Annotated in this window: 17 protein-coding genes; 13 read left to right on the top strand and 4 right to left on the bottom strand. The window is 48.3% G+C overall.

Going from position 1 to position 17,329, the window contains the following annotated elements; all coding sequences use genetic code 11:
* Nucleotides 1-108 precede the first annotated feature (108 nt).
* The 3 genes from KNP04_RS06120 to cydC all read left to right on the top strand — a co-directional run bounded on the left by KNP04_RS06120 (nucleotide 109) and on the right by cydC (nucleotide 4,357).
* Nucleotides 109-798, top strand: a complete 690-nt coding sequence (locus KNP04_RS06120) for a Crp/Fnr family transcriptional regulator (RefSeq protein ID WP_214875033.1) — start codon at nucleotides 109-111, stop codon at nucleotides 796-798.
* Between the two features lie 122 nt (nucleotides 799-920).
* Nucleotides 921-2,645, top strand: a complete 1,725-nt coding sequence (gene cydD / locus KNP04_RS06115; RefSeq protein WP_214875032.1) for a thiol reductant ABC exporter subunit CydD — start codon at nucleotides 921-923, stop codon at nucleotides 2,643-2,645.
* Nucleotides 2,642-4,357, top strand: coding sequence for a thiol reductant ABC exporter subunit CydC (gene cydC / locus KNP04_RS06110; protein WP_214875031.1), 1,716 nt, complete (start codon nucleotides 2,642-2,644; stop codon nucleotides 4,355-4,357). Before cydD ends, cydC begins: the two co-directional genes overlap by 4 nt.
* A 261-nt stretch (nucleotides 4,358-4,618) precedes the next feature.
* Here cydC and KNP04_RS06105 read toward each other — a convergent pair whose 3' ends face one another.
* Entirely contained in the window at nucleotides 4,619-5,143 is a 525-nt protein-coding gene (locus KNP04_RS06105) for a hypothetical protein (RefSeq protein WP_214875030.1), read from the bottom strand.
* A 128-nt stretch (nucleotides 5,144-5,271) separates the two neighbouring features.
* Nucleotides 5,272-6,348, bottom strand: a complete 1,077-nt coding sequence (locus KNP04_RS06100) for a diguanylate cyclase (protein WP_214875029.1) — start codon at nucleotides 6,346-6,348, stop codon at nucleotides 5,272-5,274.
* 224 nt (nucleotides 6,349-6,572) lie between these two features.
* Between KNP04_RS06100 and KNP04_RS06095 the strand changes: the two genes are divergently transcribed.
* The 6 genes from KNP04_RS06095 (at nucleotide 6,573) to KNP04_RS06070 (ending at nucleotide 10,651) form a co-directional block, all read left to right on the top strand.
* Nucleotides 6,573-6,755 carry a hypothetical protein gene (locus KNP04_RS06095; RefSeq protein ID WP_214821456.1) on the top strand — a complete coding sequence of 61 codons (183 nt, stop codon included), beginning with the start codon at nucleotides 6,573-6,575 and terminating at the stop codon, nucleotides 6,753-6,755.
* A gap of 82 nt (nucleotides 6,756-6,837) precedes the next feature.
* A complete protein-coding gene (gene msrA, locus KNP04_RS06090; RefSeq protein ID WP_214875028.1) occupies nucleotides 6,838-7,788 on the top strand; it encodes a peptide-methionine (S)-S-oxide reductase MsrA in 951 nt (316 codons plus the stop codon).
* Nucleotides 7,789-7,801: 13 nt separating this feature from the next.
* A complete protein-coding gene (locus tag KNP04_RS06085) occupies nucleotides 7,802-9,088 on the top strand; it encodes a DUF2252 domain-containing protein (RefSeq protein ID WP_214875027.1) in 1,287 nt (428 codons plus the stop codon).
* Nucleotides 9,089-9,150: 62 nt separating this feature from the next.
* On the top strand, nucleotides 9,151-9,429 hold the full coding sequence (locus KNP04_RS06080; protein ID WP_214759879.1) for a DUF5327 family protein: 279 nt from the start codon (nucleotides 9,151-9,153) through the stop codon (nucleotides 9,427-9,429).
* A 108-nt stretch (nucleotides 9,430-9,537) separates the two neighbouring features.
* A complete protein-coding gene (locus KNP04_RS06075) occupies nucleotides 9,538-9,903 on the top strand; it encodes a rhodanese-like domain-containing protein (RefSeq protein ID WP_214875026.1) in 366 nt (121 codons plus the stop codon).
* 115 nt (nucleotides 9,904-10,018) lie between these two features.
* Entirely contained in the window at nucleotides 10,019-10,651 is a 633-nt protein-coding gene (locus KNP04_RS06070; protein ID WP_214875025.1) for an HAD family hydrolase, read from the top strand.
* Nucleotides 10,652-10,697: 46 nt separating this feature from the next.
* Here the strand turns inward: KNP04_RS06070 and KNP04_RS06065 are convergent, their stop codons facing one another.
* Nucleotides 10,698-12,110, bottom strand: a complete 1,413-nt coding sequence (locus KNP04_RS06065) for an NAD-dependent succinate-semialdehyde dehydrogenase (protein ID WP_214875024.1) — start codon at nucleotides 12,108-12,110, stop codon at nucleotides 10,698-10,700.
* A 93-nt stretch (nucleotides 12,111-12,203) separates the two neighbouring features.
* On the opposite strand from KNP04_RS06065, the gene KNP04_RS06060 reads away from it, so the two are divergent.
* A complete protein-coding gene (locus KNP04_RS06060) occupies nucleotides 12,204-12,716 on the top strand; it encodes a glycerol-3-phosphate acyltransferase (RefSeq protein WP_214759871.1) in 513 nt (170 codons plus the stop codon).
* Nucleotides 12,713-14,296, top strand: coding sequence for a GNAT family N-acetyltransferase (locus KNP04_RS06055; RefSeq protein WP_214875023.1), 1,584 nt, complete (start codon nucleotides 12,713-12,715; stop codon nucleotides 14,294-14,296). The genes KNP04_RS06060 and KNP04_RS06055 overlap by 4 nt, the downstream gene beginning before the upstream one ends.
* Here the strand turns inward: KNP04_RS06055 and KNP04_RS06050 are convergent.
* Nucleotides 14,235-15,872: an ABC1 kinase family protein gene (locus KNP04_RS06050; RefSeq protein ID WP_214875022.1), complete on the bottom strand. Its 1,638-nt coding sequence runs from the start codon at nucleotides 15,870-15,872 to the stop codon at nucleotides 14,235-14,237. The two genes, KNP04_RS06055 and KNP04_RS06050, sit on opposite strands and share 62 nt — an antisense overlap.
* A gap of 93 nt (nucleotides 15,873-15,965) precedes the next feature.
* On the opposite strand from KNP04_RS06050, the gene KNP04_RS06045 reads away from it, so the two are divergent.
* Nucleotides 15,966-16,571, top strand: a complete 606-nt coding sequence (locus tag KNP04_RS06045; RefSeq protein WP_012727503.1) for a trimeric intracellular cation channel family protein — start codon at nucleotides 15,966-15,968, stop codon at nucleotides 16,569-16,571.
* Nucleotides 16,572-16,583: 12 nt separating this feature from the next.
* Nucleotides 16,584-16,949, top strand: coding sequence for a DUF423 domain-containing protein (locus KNP04_RS06040; RefSeq protein ID WP_214875021.1), 366 nt, complete (start codon nucleotides 16,584-16,586; stop codon nucleotides 16,947-16,949).
* Nucleotides 16,950-17,329: the final 380 nt, after the last annotated feature.

Below are 17,329 nucleotides of genomic sequence, written 5' to 3'. Positions count from 1 at the left end.
GGGGGGAGACCCCCTTTTGTCATGTCAGAAAACTGTTGGATTTAGAAAGCGCTTTCAATAAAAATCCCACTATACTGAAGATAGAAGAATAGAAATGAGGGGATGAACATGCGACACATGTGGACGATTGACGATTTACGGCAGTTGACGCTGTTTGAGACATGTCCGAGTCGAGCACTTGAACAGTTGATTCCGCACGTCTATTGCCGGACGTATCGGAAAGGACAACTGTTGTTCATGGAAGGGGATCCGCGTGAGCGTGTGTATTTCTTGATGAGCGGTTATATCAAACTCGAACGGATGAATGAGAATGCGACCCATCATTACGCCGACTACGTGAAACCGAAACAATTTTTCCCATACAACGGTTTATTCACAGGGGAAGACTATCGTCATACGGCTGAAGCGGTGACGGACATTGAGGTCATCTACATCCCAACAGACCGCTTTGAGCGGTTCGTGTCCACGCAGTCGAGCATGCTGCTCTATATCATTGGCCAGATGAACCGTATTCTTGATTTGCATGAGCGACGTGTCCAAGAAATCATCACGCCGAGCGCGAAAGAGCGTGTCATCAATACGCTCCATTTCTTAATTGAAGATTTAGGGGAACCGGACGAACAAGGCGTTCGAGTCCGATGCCCGTTTACCGCAATCGAACTTTCTCGTCTGTCTGGCACGTCCCGAGAGACGGTTTCGACGATTTTAGCCAAACTTCGAAAAGAAGATATACTGCGCATCGACGCCCATCAACTTGTCATTGGGCATCCTGAATATTTTGAACAAGACATCGACTGACGCCACTCGAATGAGGGCGTCTTTTACATGTTCATACGAGCGGGGCGTTCGCTTCAAAACGTGGCATATTGTATAATTAGTGATGAATCTCACAAAGCAATGGAATTGTAAATAGAGAAAGGATGAATGCAGTGAAACGACTGCAAGCCCTTGCTTTCGCCGAAAGGGGTCACATCATCGGACTCGTGTTATCCGCGGTCATGATTGGACTATCGATTTTGGCGCAAGCGTATTTAATCGTCGACATCGTCGACCGAATCTTTTTAAAGGATGAATCATTCGAAGCCATCCTTCCGGCTTTACTATGGCTCGTCGTTGCTTTATTGGCACGAGCGCTTTTTGGATATGTGTCAGGACGCATCGGTGCGAGTTTATCCGAAAAGGCGAAACAGACGTTACGCCTTCAATTGTTGGATCGGTACGCCACGAGTCCGGTCGAGTCGTCTTTGACAGGACAATCGGGTAAAAAGGTCAGTGTGTTCATGGATGCTGTTGACGAAGTGGATGCCTACTTCAGTCAATACTGGCCACAGGTCATCCAAACGTCGATCATCCCGCTCCTTATTTTGGTCGTCGTCTTCAGCCAACACTGGATTTCTGGTGTGATCATGATGGTAACGGCACCGTTCATCCCGCTATTCTTTATCATTATCGGAATTGCGACTCAGAAAAAATCAGAAGAACAGATGGAGAAGATGAATCAGTTTTCCGGTAAGTTTTTAGATGTCTTACAAGGATTGACGACGCTCAAGCTTTACAATCGCACCGAGCAAGAAGCGAAGGCGATTGAGAAGAGCAGTCTCGACTTTCGGGATGTGACGATGGTCGTTTTGAAGACGGCCTTCTTATCGGGACTTATGCTCGAGTTCATCTCGATGCTCAGTACCGGTGTCGTCGCGTTAGAAGTCGCGTTACAAATGGTCGTCTGGGAGAACCTCACGTTCTTCTCTGGTTTTTTGATTCTTGTGTTAGCGCCAGAGTACTACTTGGCGATTAAAGATTTAGGGAGTGCCTTCCATACAGGACGTGGAAGTATGGGCGCAGCCGACCGAATCTTTGAGGTATTAGACGCCCCCGATGATCGCATCGAATGGGGAACGAAATCACTGGGTTCACGAACACCAAACCTTGAACTCGAAGACGTCTCCTTCGAATATGCAGGCGGACGTTTTGTACTTCAACCGTTGAATGGTCGGATTCCGTCCGGTACCCACCTGGCCTTAGTCGGTGCGAGTGGTTCTGGGAAGACGACAGTACTGAACGTCATCTCCGGATTGCTACAGGTGAAATCAGGACGTGTCCTCGTAGACGGTGAACCTCTTCAGTCGTTTGACGAGTCTGCCTGGTACGGAAACATTGCCTATATCTCGCAAAACCCTTACCTATTCGCCGGAACACTTGCCGATAACATCACCTTAGGCGAAGAGGCCGATGAGCTCGCGTTACGGGAAGCGGCCGATGCGGCAGGACTTTCTGAGGTGATCGATCAATTACCGAACGGAATCTGGACGGAGCTTGGAGAAGGCGGATTTGGTCTATCGGGTGGGGAACGACAACGTCTCGCGCTCGCCCGGGCCTTCTTTAAACGACCTGGTATCCTCTTGTTCGATGAACCGACGACCGGTCTCGATTTGAAGACGGAGCAGATTGTGAGACGTTCGATTACTGAGTTGTCGAAAGAGGCAACGTTGATCACGGTGGCTCATCGCCTGCATACAATCAAAGAGGCGGATACCATCTGGTTTATGGAGGATGGGCAACGGATTGCAGAAGGAACGCATGACGCGTTGCTCGCCGTCCCAGAGTATGCTGAACTGTTTGCGCTTCAGAAAGGGGTGAGCCGATGAACTCGCTTTGGACGATTACAAAATGGATGATGCGCGAGAAGAAAGATATCCTTCTCTCCGTCTTCTTTGGATATGCAGCCGGGATTGCGGCGGTTGCTCTGTTTGCAGCAAGTGGATACCTCGTCTCACGGGCGGGGCTCGTCCCGCCTTTGTATGCGCTCATGGTACCCGTCGTCCTCATCAAACTGTTCGGGGTCATTCGGGCAGGAAGTCGTTATCGGGAGCGCCTCGCGTCACACCGGGCGACGTTTACGATATTGAGCGAGCTACGTGTCCGCTTTTATCGACAACTTGAACCGCTCGTCCCATCGATTTTTGCGAAATATCGGAGTGGAGATTTGCTTGCACGTGTCGTCGGAGATGTGGAGAGCCTGCAAAACTATTTTCTCCGCGTATTCTATCCGCCAATCATACTCGTGCTCGTGTTCTTGAGTACAATCTTCTTTGTGACGTTCTTCTCGTTCGCGGTCAGCCTATGGATCTTACTTGGTGTACTCGTCACCGGGTTTTTGATTCCACTCGGATTTGCTCGGATTCGTGCTCGTCATGACGAGACGATTCGTGCATTGCGCGGGGATGTATCGATTCAGTTGACCGAGATGATGTACGGATATCGAGATTTAAAACTACATCATCAACTCGATCGTACGAAGCAAGCTGTGTATTCGCGCAGCGAACGCTACATGGAAGCGGAGCGGAAAGACACGACGAATCAATTTTTCAACTCCGCACTCGTCGTCGCGGCCTCTTTACTCGTCTCATGGGGAGTCTTGGCAATCGGTGCCTATCAAGTCGTAGATGGGGATTTGAATGGGCTCTTCTTGGCGATGCTCATCATGATGTCACTCACGGCGTTTGAGAACACGACACCGATGGCTGTGTTCCCGGGACACTTTGCAGATAGTAAACAAGCGGCCGATCGATTGTTTGAAGTGATGGAGCCGAGTGAAACGATTGAGGCGCTCGAAGCGAAGCGTCATGATGTGACGTTCACGACATCGCCATCCATCTCATTTGAGCATGTTCGCTATCGCTATCCGGATACGTATCGGGATGTGATTGACGATGTGTCGTTACACATCCCGAGCGGTTCGAAGACGGTCATCGTCGGACCGAGCGGCTCCGGGAAATCGACGTTGCTCCAACTGTTGTTGGCATTTGTCCGGACAGAAGACGGGACGATCCGACTCGATCATGACAACTTGAATGACATGAAACAAACTTCAATCTGGCAGCATGCGAGTGTCGTCTTGCAAGACAATCACTTCTTTTACGGAACCATACGGGAGAACCTGGCATTAGCCGGTGACTTTACCAATGAGGAGATGCTTGTGGCGCTTGAACGTGTCCGTTTATCGTTTTCACTCGATGAGCCGGTCCTTGAAAAAGGGGCGAACTTATCAGGTGGAGAACGTCAACGGTTAGCGATTGCACGAGCCCTTCTGAAAAACGGACTGATCTGGTTGCTCGATGAGCCTACTTCAGCGCTTGATGCTGGGACGGAAGCGCATGTCTTTTCTGAACTGTTGCATCAAGCAGGGTCAGGGACGCTCATCCTTGTCAGTCACCGCTTGACGGGACTCGAAGCCTTCGATCAAATCATCGTGATGGAAGCTGGACGAATCGTCGAATTTGGATCATATGAGGAACTGATGATGAAACGTGGTACGTTCTACGAATTGAAACAAATCGAACAAGAAGTGTTCGCATAACAAAAAGACGAGCAGCCCCGTCGGTGGGCTGCTCGTCTTGTTTTTGGCAAATATGGGTGCAACAAATGGGGGTTGTCGCAGCAATGCTTTCAAAAAGAGTGTCGTGGAGGGGAATCCACGTGACGTGATTGGTTTGGGGAACGTGCACGTCAAGCTTTTAGGAAGCTACATCTAGAGTATAGTTGATAACGATTCTCATTGTCAACGAGAATAACGAAAAAAATATCCATACGTGCGAACACGTATGGACGGAGTCTCGAATTAGTTCGAGGCGACACCTTTTTGAACGGTGAATCGAATGAGACTGAACAAGTATCTCGTGAAGAAGAGCGCGAACGCGTAAAATAGCGCGATGAACGGTGACTGGAGGTCGATTCCAGGAATGTTCATCAAAAACTCTAAGACGAGAATCGATAGCAAGAATACATAAAGAGCAGCGTCTAAATAAAGTGGCATGAGACGACCCCGCTGATGCCAAAACGTACGGATCAGTGGTGCGACGGTCATTCCGATAATCCGTTCAGCAAAACCGATACTGAGCACGGCAATCAAGAATGAGGGGACGGTGTTAAATGCCACTAAATCTGAGAATACGAATCCTGAAATGAGTAAGAGTGGGCCGATGACGATCATCATCGAGAGCGACGTACGGAAAAAAATCCATAAATTTTGTTGAATCGAACGAATTCCCCCGAGTGCCGATTGTTGAAGTGTCTTCCCACGTTTATAGTCAATCGCGAACGAGCTGATAAACATAATTCCAAACAAAGATAACAAAACTGACATGAACGATGTTTCCCCTTTTCTGAATAAATCCTGATGTACCAATCTGAACCAAAGTCTAGCCTAGTTTAACGATTCGTTTCGAGAAAGTAAAGTGAGAAAACATGCTCAAGTGTGAAGTGTTCAATCCTTTAAGAAGCAAGGATGAATCGATTTCGTCCAGACTCTTTTGCGTGATATAACGCTTCGTCTGCATGCTTCAACACACTATCGATTTCAATATCGTTCGAATGACAGGCTCCTAGCGAAACGGTGATGTGTAGTGTTCCTGCACTCGTTTCAAACGGGAACGTCGAAACTTTTTCTCGGATAGATTCTGCGAGGCGAGACACTTCATCCCGCGTAGCGTGTGGCATGACGATTAAAAATTCTTCTCCACCGAAGCGACCGACCAAATGCCGCTCTTCACTTTCGTTGACGAGAAGCATACCGAGTTCACGTAACACGTCATCGCCGACGTCGTGCCCATACGTGTCATTCACTCGTTTAAAGTGATCAATATCGACTAAGATTAACGCATATTCTTCTGCCTCGACCGTCAAGTTAGCCATCGCTTCATTCAACAAACGACGGTTGGCAATTCCGGTGAGCGCATCAGTACGCGCAAGCTGTTGCTGATGTTGGACGTTCTCAAAGTGACGGCGTAATTCGAGCAATAATCGATAGGCAGCACAGGCTCCTATATAAGACATTAACGAGTAGATGATTATGACGGGATAGAACAGATTGAGCGGTAGCGCGGCATAGATGGCTGCCCCAAAGATGACAATGTTGATTATAGTGAATACAAGTAGTGTCGGACGTGTATTATCCATTCGTTTTCTAAGGATACTGATGGTCCCTACGAGAACGAACATTGTCGCAAATGCTAAATACAGTCCAATCATTGCACCATCTGTATACCATACGACGAAAGTACGTCCAATCAGATAAACGATACCGGCGACCGTTCCGCTCACCCAACCTCCGTATAGGACAGCGAGTATAATCGGGATGGCGCGTAAATCAATGAGCACCCCTTCAAGAGGTAAGGCGTTTACTAAAAGCAGGATAGCAATCAAGCCGGTTTGCACACCGAGTAAAACTCGCCCTTTTAAAGGGGACTGCGGTGTCAAACGAGGGCGGTTGCGGAACGGTAAAAAGGAAATCGTGAAGAGCGTGAACAAGATACACAGGTTGATAAAGAATGCGTTAACGATTGTGAGCATCGAAGCTCCCCCTTACCTTGTATGGAAATATTTAGTTACAGTATAAAGCATCTTATCGGAAACAGGTAGGATTAACCTGCGACCTAATAGAGAATTACTCTTGATTAGAATTCAAGTGCAACTCCAATCATTCCTTTTCGGTTTCACAGACATGTTTCAACTTTTAGAACTTTCGTTATCGAAAATCGAAAGTTTGGTATGATAAGAGAAAAGGAGGACTGTCCGTGCGTTACTGGGATCATTTTAAGCGAGCGTTTATTCCGATTGCGCTCATTTTAATTGGATTAGCGATCTTTTATACTTTATCGGCTAGAGATAACATGGTGTTGACGATTTTAGGGGCTGCGATTGTAGGAGTCATCTTATTTTTAGTGATGCGTCATGTGAACCAAGTCGAAGAAGACTAAAACGAGAACACATTTTGTGGTTCTCGTTTTTTGTTGTCTTGCGACTTTTTTGGGTACACTACAAAGTAAGGAGGGATTTTTTATGGCAAAAGCTACATTTGCGGGAGGCTGTTTTTGGTGCATGGTCAAACCGTTTCATAAATATGAGGGGGTCGAACGTGTCATTTCCGGATACACGGGTGGACATGTCGACAATCCGACATATCAACAAGTCTGTTCAGAGACGACGGGGCATTTAGAGGCGGTTGAGATCACGTTCGATCCTGAGATCATCTCGTATGAGGAGTTGCTTCGCATCTATTGGCGTCAAATCGACCCGACAGACGGTGGGGGACAATTCAATGACCGAGGCGAATCGTATCGTCCGGCAATTTTCTATCATTCAGAAGAACAACGGGACGCAGCTGAGCGCTCGAAACAAGAAGTGGAAGACTCAGGACGGTTTGATCGTCCGATTGAAGTCGACATTCGCCCTGCGAAAACGTTCTGGGAAGCGGAAGATTACCACCAGGACTACTATAAAAAGAATCCGTTCCGCTACGAAATGTACCGGGTCGGCTCGGGTCGCGCGAAATTCGTAAAAGAAGCATGGAGTGATCGCAAGAAGCAACAGGCACTCCGTGAGCGCTTGACGCCGATGCAATATAAAGTCACACAAGAAAACGGAACAGAGCCGCCGTTTAAAAACGAATACTGGGACGAAGAACGTGAAGGATTATACGTCGACATCGTTGATGGAACACCACTGTTCACATCTCACGATAAGTTCCAGTCAAACTGTGGATGGCCGAGCTTCTCACGTCCGATCGAAGAGAAACGAGTCGACTTGAATATGGACACGACGCACCACATGGTACGGACGGAAGTCCGTTCAAAACAAGGTGACAGTCACCTCGGTCACGTCTTTGATGATGGACCGAAAGAACTCGGCGGTTTACGCTATTGCATCAACTCGGCCGCTCTCCGATTCATTCCTGTAGAAGAGCTTGAAGAAGCTGGGTACGGGGAATATAAACACTTATTCAACAAGTGAAGGGGAGAGTCGTATGTTCACAGCCGTCAAACAACAAATTCGGTGCGAAACGATTGGGACCGTCCTTGATTTTTACGACCAGTCGATTCGACATCTTTCGGAAGAAGCGAGACAAGAGAAGTACGCCAAAATGAGTTCGAGCCCGTTCTCCTTCTTTCGAGGGAGCTCGCACTTGTTCTATTACGACTTTGCGAAAGTCCCCATCGCGTTTGACACAGGTCCCGACCACCCGACGTTCATTCAAGGAGACTTGCACTTTGAGAATTTCGGTGTGTTCGAGGATGGTGCCGGTACAATCATTTATGATGTAAATGATTTTGACGAGGCGTATATCGGCTCCTATCTGTTCGACTTGTTGCGGATGGCAGTCTCTGTCGATTTATTTGCGGCCGAGTCAGGGTTTGACGGCAAAGCGGCCATCGAAGCATTTGCACGCTCGTATGCGGAGGCGATTGAGAAGCATGCGAAAGGAAAAAGTGAACATATTCAATTTACAAAAGAGAATACGTGTAAAGCTGTGAAGAAAGTCATTAAAAAAGCGGAGAAAAAGAAAGACGAATTTATGTCCGAACGGACGGAAGTAAGGGACGAAGAACGTTACTTTTCAACAAGTGATGATCTGATTCCTCTTTCACCGGGCATGCGTGAGAAAATCGAGGCGGCCTGGGGAGATTATTTATCTTCTTTGTCGGATGAGCATCGCCATCATGCGGATCATTATGAAATCAAAGACATCGCCATCAAGCTACAAAGTGGTACGGCTTCCATCGGTCTAGAGCGTTATTACATTTTGATTGAAGGGGCCGATCAAGAGCACGATGAAGATGTTATTTTAGAGATGAAACAGGCACAGTCCGCCGTTCCGTCGCTATTTCTGCCGACGCATCCGCTATTTGAGAATGGATTGTCGCACCAAGGGGCGCGTGTCGTTGCCGCGCAGCGGGCGATGGTTCACAGTCGTGACCCTTATCTCGGCTATTTGACGATTGATGGGAAAGAGTATTATGTAAGGCAGCGTTCGCCGTACAAACGAAAAGTGAAGGCGAAGCATATGAAAGACGAGACGTCACTCATTGAGACGTTGAAGGTGCAAGCACAAATCACAGCGAAAATTCACGCACGGGCCGATGCAACGTCTAACGTGCTAGATTATACGGCGAGTGAACGAATCGCGGCGGCCATCGGGGACTCCCCATCGTTATTCATTCGGCAGTTGTCGAGATGGGCCGATTTTTATGCAAATCAAGTTCGCTTTGATTACGATGCCTTTTTGAACTGGGTCGAATCAAGGAAACGTTGAGGACATTTGCGAATCGAAGGGCAAATCCTGCACAATGGAAACGTAAAGGATGTGTAAGGACCATGATTACAGAACAACAAGTCATCGCCCAGATGCGTCAGGTGATGACACAGATTGAGTCATCAACGGGCGAAGTACAAAAGCGTCATTTGGCCAAGTTGATGGGCTTTTGCGAACTACTATTAGCGGAGACGTCTGAAGTGAAAGGTGTCAGTACGCCACAAATGACGACACCGGCGAGTGAGGAAAAACCTCCGCTTGATCGTCAGATGGCCGCTTTTCTCGGGATTCCCATGGAAGAAGACGAACAACCGAAATCCGATTCATTGCTCGATTTTTGAACCACATGTGCATCACGTGTGGTTTTTTTGTAGATTCACTTTCATTGACTTAAATACCATAGGGGGTATAATGGGTGTAAGAAATGAAAAGCAAATGGAGGCGTGAATATGTTGGACTTTCTTTTTGTGGCGGTCGTCATTGGAATCGTGTATTTTTGGTGGAGTCGCCGAAACAATGTTAAAACGGTCTCAACGGATGATTTGAAGCGTAGAATCGCAGAAGAGCGGAACATTCAATTGTTGGATGTACGTGAACCGCATGAATACCGCGGGGGACATATTAAACAAGCAAAAAACGTCCCACTTTCTGGTTTCGGGAACGCACAAGCGAAATATCCGAAAGAAAAGGAACGTCCCGTCTACGTCATCTGTCAAAGTGGCATGCGTAGCCAACGTGCTGCAGCGATGCTTAAGGGTGCCGGATATACCGACGTCTATTCTGTAAAAGGCGGAATGAACTTCTGGCGTGGATAATAGATTGCGACTGAACGAATCGGTTCAGTCGTTTTTTTGTCACCACGTTTTCGCTTTTGCATTTTCGGGGATTCTGCTACGGTAGGGAGAGAGTGAAAGAGAGGGGATTAATCCAATGGCAGTGATTTTATTTGATATCGATGGCACGTTAGTAGATACGACCGGGCCGATGACACTGGCGATTCATGAGGCGCTCGAGGAACTTCCGCACCTTCCGAAACCGAGTGAAGAGGCGGTCCGTTCAGGATATGGCTTGGCAGGTAACGCGTTTTGGGAGCATGTCATCCCGGAAGCGACAATCGAAGAGATCCGTCTCATTCGGAGATTGCGTCACACGACGCTCGAGAAGACGATGGAAGGGCAAAACGTCTTATTCGATGGCATTCGTGACATGTTGGAGACGCTTCACGAACAAGGTCATACGTTGACGACGGCGAGCAACTGCGGTGTTCATTACATGAACTTGATTTTAGATACGCAACAGATTCGCTCCTACATGACGGCACCGGAATGCTTGGAATCTGTCAGTGGCGAAAAGAAAGCAGACATTCTGACAGCACACCGTGTCCGTCACGGTGAGGCGGACTATATTATGGTCGGCGATCGCAAATCGGACGTCGAGGCAGCACGGGCACATGATTTCCCAGTCGTTTTGACAGGGTTCGGATTTGGAAATGAAGAAGAGTGGGCGCTTGCGGATCACGTCATCAAATCGCCGAACGATTTAGTCGAATGGGTCAACCGATAAGAAAAGGCTTGTCGCATGTGCGACAAGCCTTTTTGTATGCCTATACTTACAACCCGAGTGAGATGTATTTGACTTCTAAAAATTCTTCGATGCCGTGGTGACCACCTTCACGCCCGAGTCCACTTTCTTTCCATCCACCGAACGGCGCTTGAGGAGTTGACGGAAGACCATCATTCACACCAACGATTCCGTACTCTAACGACTCCGCTAAATAGACGGCTTCATTGATGTCTTGTGTGAATAGATAAGCGGCTAAGCCGAACGGTGTATTATTTGCTCGTTTAATTACTTCTTCGAGTGAATCGAATGTTGCAATCGGTGCGACCGGACCAAATGTCTCTTCATTCATGCAGAGCATGTCTTCATTCGCATAACGAATGACCGCCGGACGAATGAATAAACCGTCTAATACGTCGCCACCGTATACTTCACCGCCACGAATTTGAGCATCTTCGATATGTTTTTCGACTTTACTGAGCGCATCATCATCAATGAGTGGGCCAATATCGACACCTTCCTCTAATCCGTTCCCGACTTTTAGCGCTTCGACTTCTTCAATGAAACGTTCCGAAAATTCATCGACGACGGCTCGTTCGACATAAATCCGGTTCGCACAGACACACGTCTGTCCACCGTTACGGAACTTCGTGGCGACGGCTTGTGGAACGGCTTTATCCAGATCTGCTTTGGCCGTGACGATGAGCGGGGCGTGTCCACCGAGCTCGAGCGAAATCTTTTTCATCGTGTCTGCAGCGTCACGCATAAGCATCTTCCCGACTTCTGTCGACCCGGTGAATGTCAATTTTCGCACCCGCTTGTCTTGTTGCCACGCTTTGACAATGTCAGACGCTTGTCCTGTCACGAGGTTGATGACTCCTTTTGGGAATCCTGCTTTTTCGGCCAATTTGACCAATTCAATCGCCGTCAACGGAGTCGCCGATGCGGGTTTCATGACAACCGTACAGCCGGCAGCAAGCGCTGGTGCGACTTTTCGCGTAATCATGGCAGCCGGGAAGTTCCAAGGTGTGATGGCGGCGATGACGCCGACCGGTTGCTTGATGGCAAAGATTCGTTTTTGGTTCGAAGAGGCGGGAATCGTCTCCCCATACACACGTCGTCCTTCTGCCGCATACCAGTCGATAAAGCCGTTCGCATAATTGATTTCACCGATGGCTTCTTTCAGTGGCTTTCCTTGCTCCTCGACCATTGTCCGGGCAAGTTCTTCTGTATGTTCTGCGATCAAACGATGCCACTCATTCAGTAGAGCCCCTCGTTCGTCCGCCGTCTTCTGTTGCCATTCCTGTAGCGCTTCATGCGCCGCATCGACAGCTTGTGTCGCTTCGGCGGTATCACTTTTTGTCACAACGGCCATCACATTTCCTGTGGCCGGATTTCGTACCTCAATCGTCTGTTCCGTCTCTGTCCATTCCCCGTTAATGAAGTTTTTCTCTTCTCGCATCTTGATTTCCCCTTTCCAAAAAGTGCACAGTTAATTAGAGGATACCCGTTTTTTTAAAACACACACAATTTTCCAAGAAAATGAGGGGATACAATGTGGATCATTATCGTCGGTTATCTAGTCGGGAGTCTGCTCGGGGGAAGACTATATGGGTTGTTAAGTGGTCATGATTTAGCGACATCTGGTTCAAACAATACCGGTGCCCGCAATGCGCATCGCATCGGAGGGGTGAAGGCGTTTCTAATCGTATATGGATTCGACCTGCTGAAGACGATTCTTGTCCTCCAGGTGAGTGGACCGTATTTTTGGCAGACGGCACTTGCACTCACACTCGGTCATATTTATCCGTTTTGGCGAATCCGCGCAGGCGGGAAGGGATATGCCGTTTTTTCTGGAATCATATGGGCATACGATCCGTGGTGGTTTATCGGTGGTCTCCTGATCTTATTACTTTTGATCAAAATGACGGGCAATTCGCGTGAGACCGGGCTCATCATGCTCGTCTTACTTCCGTTAGCTGCACTCGGAAGTATCGGGGATTTCATCTGGGCCACGCTCATTGCCATCGTGATTGTCTATCATCATGTGAAGGAGGGAACGACATGATTGTTTATCGAAAAGCCAGTTCATCTGATTTTGACGCCATTCATCGATTAAATTACGAAACGTTCGTCGAAGAGATTCCGCAACATCCGCCGAATCTGGAGCGACGCCTCGTCGACAAGTTTCATGAAGAAAATACATATTGGATCGGAGAAGTGAATGGTGAAGTGATTGCGATGTGCGCGCTACGTGGCAAGCGACCATTTTCGTTGGAACAAAAAGGTGTGTGTATTCCTGAAGGGAATTGGCTCGAGGTTCGGTTGCTTGCTGTGAAGAAAGCGTATCGGCGCAATCGTACGTTCGCCGGATTGATGAGAGCAGTCATTGGAGATGCGACCGATCATGATGTCGATGGCATCGTCATCAGTGGGACGACGCGTGAACAAGTGCTCTATCACCGATTCGGATTTGTCCCATTTGCGGATCCAATCGGTCCTGAGGAAGCACGATATGTGCCGATGGTGTTAACACGTTCGGCATTTTATGAATCAAAGTCAGCGTCGACGCTTCGACCGAAAAGTTTGCTCGCAGGTCCTGTCGAATGCTCGGAGCGTGTAAGGGCGAGACTCTCGAGACAGCCGCTCCCACACCGTTCAAACGAGACGAGCCGCATGCTTGAATCCGTTCAGCAACAATTGACGAAACGAATCGGGCTTCCTTATGTCTATACGCTATTAGGAAGTGGCACGGTGGCCAACGATGCGGTCGCTTCACGATTGAGTGGACACGGTGTCATTTTATGCGCCGGCGAATTCGGCGAACGTCTCATGGATCACGCATCCCGCGCCGGTCTCTCGTTTGATGTCATTCAAGCGGACAGTGAAGGGAAGTGGGGTGTTTCTGAACTTGAACGCATTGAACCAGACTGGGTGTGGACGGTGCACTGTGAGACATCCTTAGGAATTTTAATCGATCTCACCCCACTTTATGCGTGGCAAGGTGTCGTTGCCGTCGATGCGATTAGTGCTGTCGGAACGTGCGTCTATAACTATTCCTTTGCTGATTATGTGACCTTCTCCTCAGGAAAGGCGCTACGGAACGCCCCAGGTCTCGCGTTCGTTGCCATGAAAGAGCGGGCAGAAGCGTTACGAGACGTGCCTCGCTACTTTGACTTATCCCTTTACCAACCAATCGCCTTCACACAGTCAGAACCGCTCCTTGCGGCGATGGATGTCGCATTAGAAGAATTGACAGAAGAGGAAGTCGCGTCGCACGAAGAGAAGATGATCGTCCTGATCAACTCACTCCGTGAGAACGGCTTACAAATCGAGCTGAGTCCTGCCCAGTCACCCGGTATCATCACGATCCCGGTCCCATTCGGACAGTCTTCAATCGAGCTCGGTCGACAGCTGTCGTATCAAGGTTATCTCGTGCAATATGAGAGTGAATATTTGAAGCGGGCGAACGTCATCCAAGTATCGACGATGGGCTGGACGACACCTCGTATGATGCGTGACGTCGGGGCCTATATTGCCGAGTGGATGCAACAAAAAACCGTCACTCCTGAGAGTGACGGTTCGCTCAAACTCGAAAATCCTGACGTGCCAAGTGACGAATTTTTCGTCCGAGGCGTCTCCAATTGAAGTAAGCCAGTACGGAGACGATGCCACCCGACCAGAACAGCCATTCATCCGGTCGAATATAGCCGAGTAGTCCGACGAGCAACCCGAGCAAGATGACGATGGCATTGAACGTCTGGCGGTGCAACAGTTCTTTTGATTCCAAGTTGCGTTGGAACATCGCTTGCTCCGACAGGCGTTTTCGCGTCGGTTCTTTTAAGTAATTGTCGAGAAGCGGCGGGACGTTCAATAACTTCTTCGCGTAGTTGATTCCGGTCTTCACATATCGGTTTTGAAGCGTTGTCCCGTCTTCCTCGAGCCATTCGATGACAATCGGTTTACCGAGTGTGAACAGGTCGATTTTCGGGTCGAGGATTTGCAGGATGCCGAGCAAGGTCGACGCGGCCCGCCCGAAGAAGGCAAATTCCGCCGGGAGTTGAATTGGTTCATTTTTGACGAGCAACTGAATATCTTGCAACACTTTCTCGATTAACTTCGTATCGACCGTATCGATATCGGTCTCCAAATAAAACGTCACGGCCTTTTCGAGTGCTTGGCGGATGTTTTGTTTGTTCGCCGTCGGTAACAGGAACCGTAAATCTTCTAGTCCGTCGACGATGCTGTCATAGTCGAGCGAGATGAACGCCTGTAGAATGTTTCGAATCGTTGCCATGTCTTGCGCCGTCGTCTGTCCGACCATCCCGAAGTCGAGTAAGATGATGGTACCGTCCGCCCGAATTTGGACGTTTCCGGGGTGTGGGTCGGCATGGAACTGTCCACCGAACAACAACTGTTCGGCGGCGAGCGTGAACAGCCGTTCGGCTAGTGCGGAGCGATCGATGTCATTTTCTTTTAAGAAGGCGAGATCGGTGATTCGTCTCGCATCGACCCAGTCCATCGTCAAGACACGGTTTGTACAGAGGTGCTCGTGATAATCCGGGATATAAACGTCCGGGTTATCGGCATACTTTGCTTTAAAATAGAGAGCATTTTTTAATTCGGTTTGAAAATTTAGTTCATCCCCGATGACAAAAATCATTTGGCGATATAAGCTATCTAAGTCGGTCGATTTAGCGAGGGATGTCCGCTTCAACATCGACGTGACAATCCGCATGGCACGGAAGTCCGTACGAATGATTTTTTCGATATTCGGACGTTGAATTTTGATGGCGACCCGTTTGCCGTTTTCAAGCAATGTGGCGCCGTATACTTCCCCAATCGAGGCGGAGGCGACGGCATCGATTCCGACGTCTTTGACGACTTGCGAGTAAGGAACGCCCCATTCAGCCTCTAGAATCGCGCGCGACTTCTCCCAACCCGATGTCGGGACACGGTCGACAAGTTCAGAGAGCTCATTCAGGACGGCGGGTGGCAATAAGTCTGCACGAATGGACAAAAATTGTCCGAGCTTGATTAACAAGCCTTCGAGCCGTAACGCATTTCGTTTATACTCACGCGCGAGCTTGAGCATGAGTGCTTCATATTCTTCTGTCGTGGCGACGCCTTGTTGTTGTTTACGTGAAAAGGCGTACAGCCGAATGATGAATCGGGCGAACATGGTGACGATAATCCATATGCGGAACAAAGCGATACGTTTCATAGTAATACCGACATCCTTTACGACAGTCGCTCGACTGACCTGATTTTTTGTAACTATACTTTACCATACAATGTGTTGAAGAAAGGGCAAGGGATGTTCATGGAGTGGGAATTGCTCAACGTCGTCGGGACGATTGCGTTCGCGGCGAGCGGAGCCATCATTGCGATGGATGAAAAATACGATATTTTTGGGGTGTGGCTGCTCGCGTTTATCACTGCCTTTGGGGGCGGTGCGATTCGAAACGTCCTATTAGGAAACCCCGTCAGTTTGATTTGGCAACAGAATGATTTATTTATTTTATGTTTTCTTGTTGCACTCCTCATCTTCCTGCTACCTAGTGTCGTATTGCCACACTGGGAACGTTGGGGTGTCATTGTCGATGCCATCGGGTTGGTCGCCTTCGCCTTTCAAGGAGCACAGGTCGCCATCAAACTGGATTTGCCATTATCGGCAGCGATTGCGGCGGCTGTCCTGACAGGTGTTGGGGGTGGTGTGGTCCGCGACTTACTGGCCGGACGAAAACCGCTCGTCTTGCAGTCGGAAGTGTATGCGATTTGGGCGATTCTCATCGCAGTCATCACATATTACTTCAAGCTCGAAGGGGGTCTTGCCGTCTATGCACTATTAATTGTCGTAGCGACACTTCGAGTGATATCCTACTATCGGAAGTGGAATTTACCAGCACGTAAAGTCAGATAAGGGGGAACACAAATGAAAATCTTATTAATGATTGGTGCCGGATTGATGGCACTCGGCGTGGCACTCGGTGCGTTCGGTGCCCATGCCTTAAAAGAGAGGCTGTCACCAAACATGTTGGCGAACTGGCAAACCGGGGTGCTTTACCATATGATCCACGCACTCGGTATCATTGGGATCGCGACACTGCTCATGCGTGTGAGCATCAGTCAATTTAACATTGCCGGATGGCTCATGTTTGCCGGAATCATCTTTTTCTCGGGAAGCTTGTACGTCATGGCATTGACAGGAATCACAAAACTCGGAGCCGTGACTCCGATTGGTGGCGTATTATTCATCGCCGCTTGGATTTTTGTGATCGCTGGCGCAACAAAGTTATAACAGAAGACCGATCAAATCGACATCCATGTCTTTGCTCATGTGTACATGAGGCGAGGACGTGGATTTTTTTGATGGATCGTTCCATCAATTGGAAACTTATGAATGATGTATTCAAAATATTATTTGAAAATAGGGTAAAGCGTTTTCTATTTACATAAAACATTACAGGAAGATTTCAAATTGAACGATTCGAAAAGGTATTGATAAATAATAAGTTAGACGATTTCGTTGCCTGCGCGTCTGTCTGTGCGTAATAAAATTGAAATATAACTTTAACAGGAAAATATCTAGCAGTTAGATATAATTAGTCGTGTTGAAACTCAACTAAATGATCGTTTTTGTTACATACTGAAACGGCTTTAAAAATATGTAGTGTAGTA

It is taken from the genome of Exiguobacterium sp. CH10 (assembly GCF_018617635.1).
GTDB classification, from domain to species: domain Bacteria; phylum Bacillota; class Bacilli; order Exiguobacteriales; family Exiguobacteriaceae; genus Exiguobacterium; species Exiguobacterium aestuarii_A.
The sequence above is the reverse complement of the archived record's forward strand: the minus strand, read 5'-3'. Positions and strand labels throughout refer to the sequence as shown.

What these genes read in the sequence shown, in the direction of transcription:
- KNP04_RS06120 (WP_214875033.1), top strand. Translation starts at nt 109, where the DNA reads ATGCGACACATGTGGACGATTGACGATTTACGGCAGTTGACGCTGTTT.
- KNP04_RS06100 (WP_214875029.1), bottom strand. Translation starts at nt 6,348, where the DNA reads ATGCTCACAATCGTTAACGCATTCTTTATCAACCTGTGTATCTTGTTC.
- msrA (WP_214875028.1), top strand. Translation starts at nt 6,838, where the DNA reads ATGGCAAAAGCTACATTTGCGGGAGGCTGTTTTTGGTGCATGGTCAAA.
- KNP04_RS06065 (WP_214875024.1), bottom strand. Translation starts at nt 12,110, where the DNA reads ATGCGAGAAGAGAAAAACTTCATTAACGGGGAATGGACAGAGACGGAA.
- KNP04_RS06060 (WP_214759871.1), top strand. Translation starts at nt 12,204, where the DNA reads ATGTGGATCATTATCGTCGGTTATCTAGTCGGGAGTCTGCTCGGGGGA.
- KNP04_RS06070 (WP_214875025.1), top strand. Translation starts at nt 10,019, where the DNA reads ATGGCAGTGATTTTATTTGATATCGATGGCACGTTAGTAGATACGACC.
- KNP04_RS06075 (WP_214875026.1), top strand. Translation starts at nt 9,538, where the DNA reads ATGTTGGACTTTCTTTTTGTGGCGGTCGTCATTGGAATCGTGTATTTT.
- KNP04_RS06050 (WP_214875022.1), bottom strand. Translation starts at nt 15,872, where the DNA reads ATGAAACGTATCGCTTTGTTCCGCATATGGATTATCGTCACCATGTTC.
- KNP04_RS06045 (WP_012727503.1), top strand. Translation starts at nt 15,966, where the DNA reads ATGTTCATGGAGTGGGAATTGCTCAACGTCGTCGGGACGATTGCGTTC.
- cydD (WP_214875032.1), top strand. Translation starts at nt 921, where the DNA reads ATGAATGCAGTGAAACGACTGCAAGCCCTTGCTTTCGCCGAAAGGGGT.
- KNP04_RS06105 (WP_214875030.1), bottom strand. Translation starts at nt 5,143, where the DNA reads ATGTCAGTTTTGTTATCTTTGTTTGGAATTATGTTTATCAGCTCGTTC.
- KNP04_RS06085 (WP_214875027.1), top strand. Translation starts at nt 7,802, where the DNA reads ATGTTCACAGCCGTCAAACAACAAATTCGGTGCGAAACGATTGGGACC.
- KNP04_RS06080 (WP_214759879.1), top strand. Translation starts at nt 9,151, where the DNA reads ATGATTACAGAACAACAAGTCATCGCCCAGATGCGTCAGGTGATGACA.
- KNP04_RS06040 (WP_214875021.1), top strand. Translation starts at nt 16,584, where the DNA reads ATGAAAATCTTATTAATGATTGGTGCCGGATTGATGGCACTCGGCGTG.
- KNP04_RS06055 (WP_214875023.1), top strand. Translation starts at nt 12,713, where the DNA reads ATGATTGTTTATCGAAAAGCCAGTTCATCTGATTTTGACGCCATTCAT.
- cydC (WP_214875031.1), top strand. Translation starts at nt 2,642, where the DNA reads ATGAACTCGCTTTGGACGATTACAAAATGGATGATGCGCGAGAAGAAA.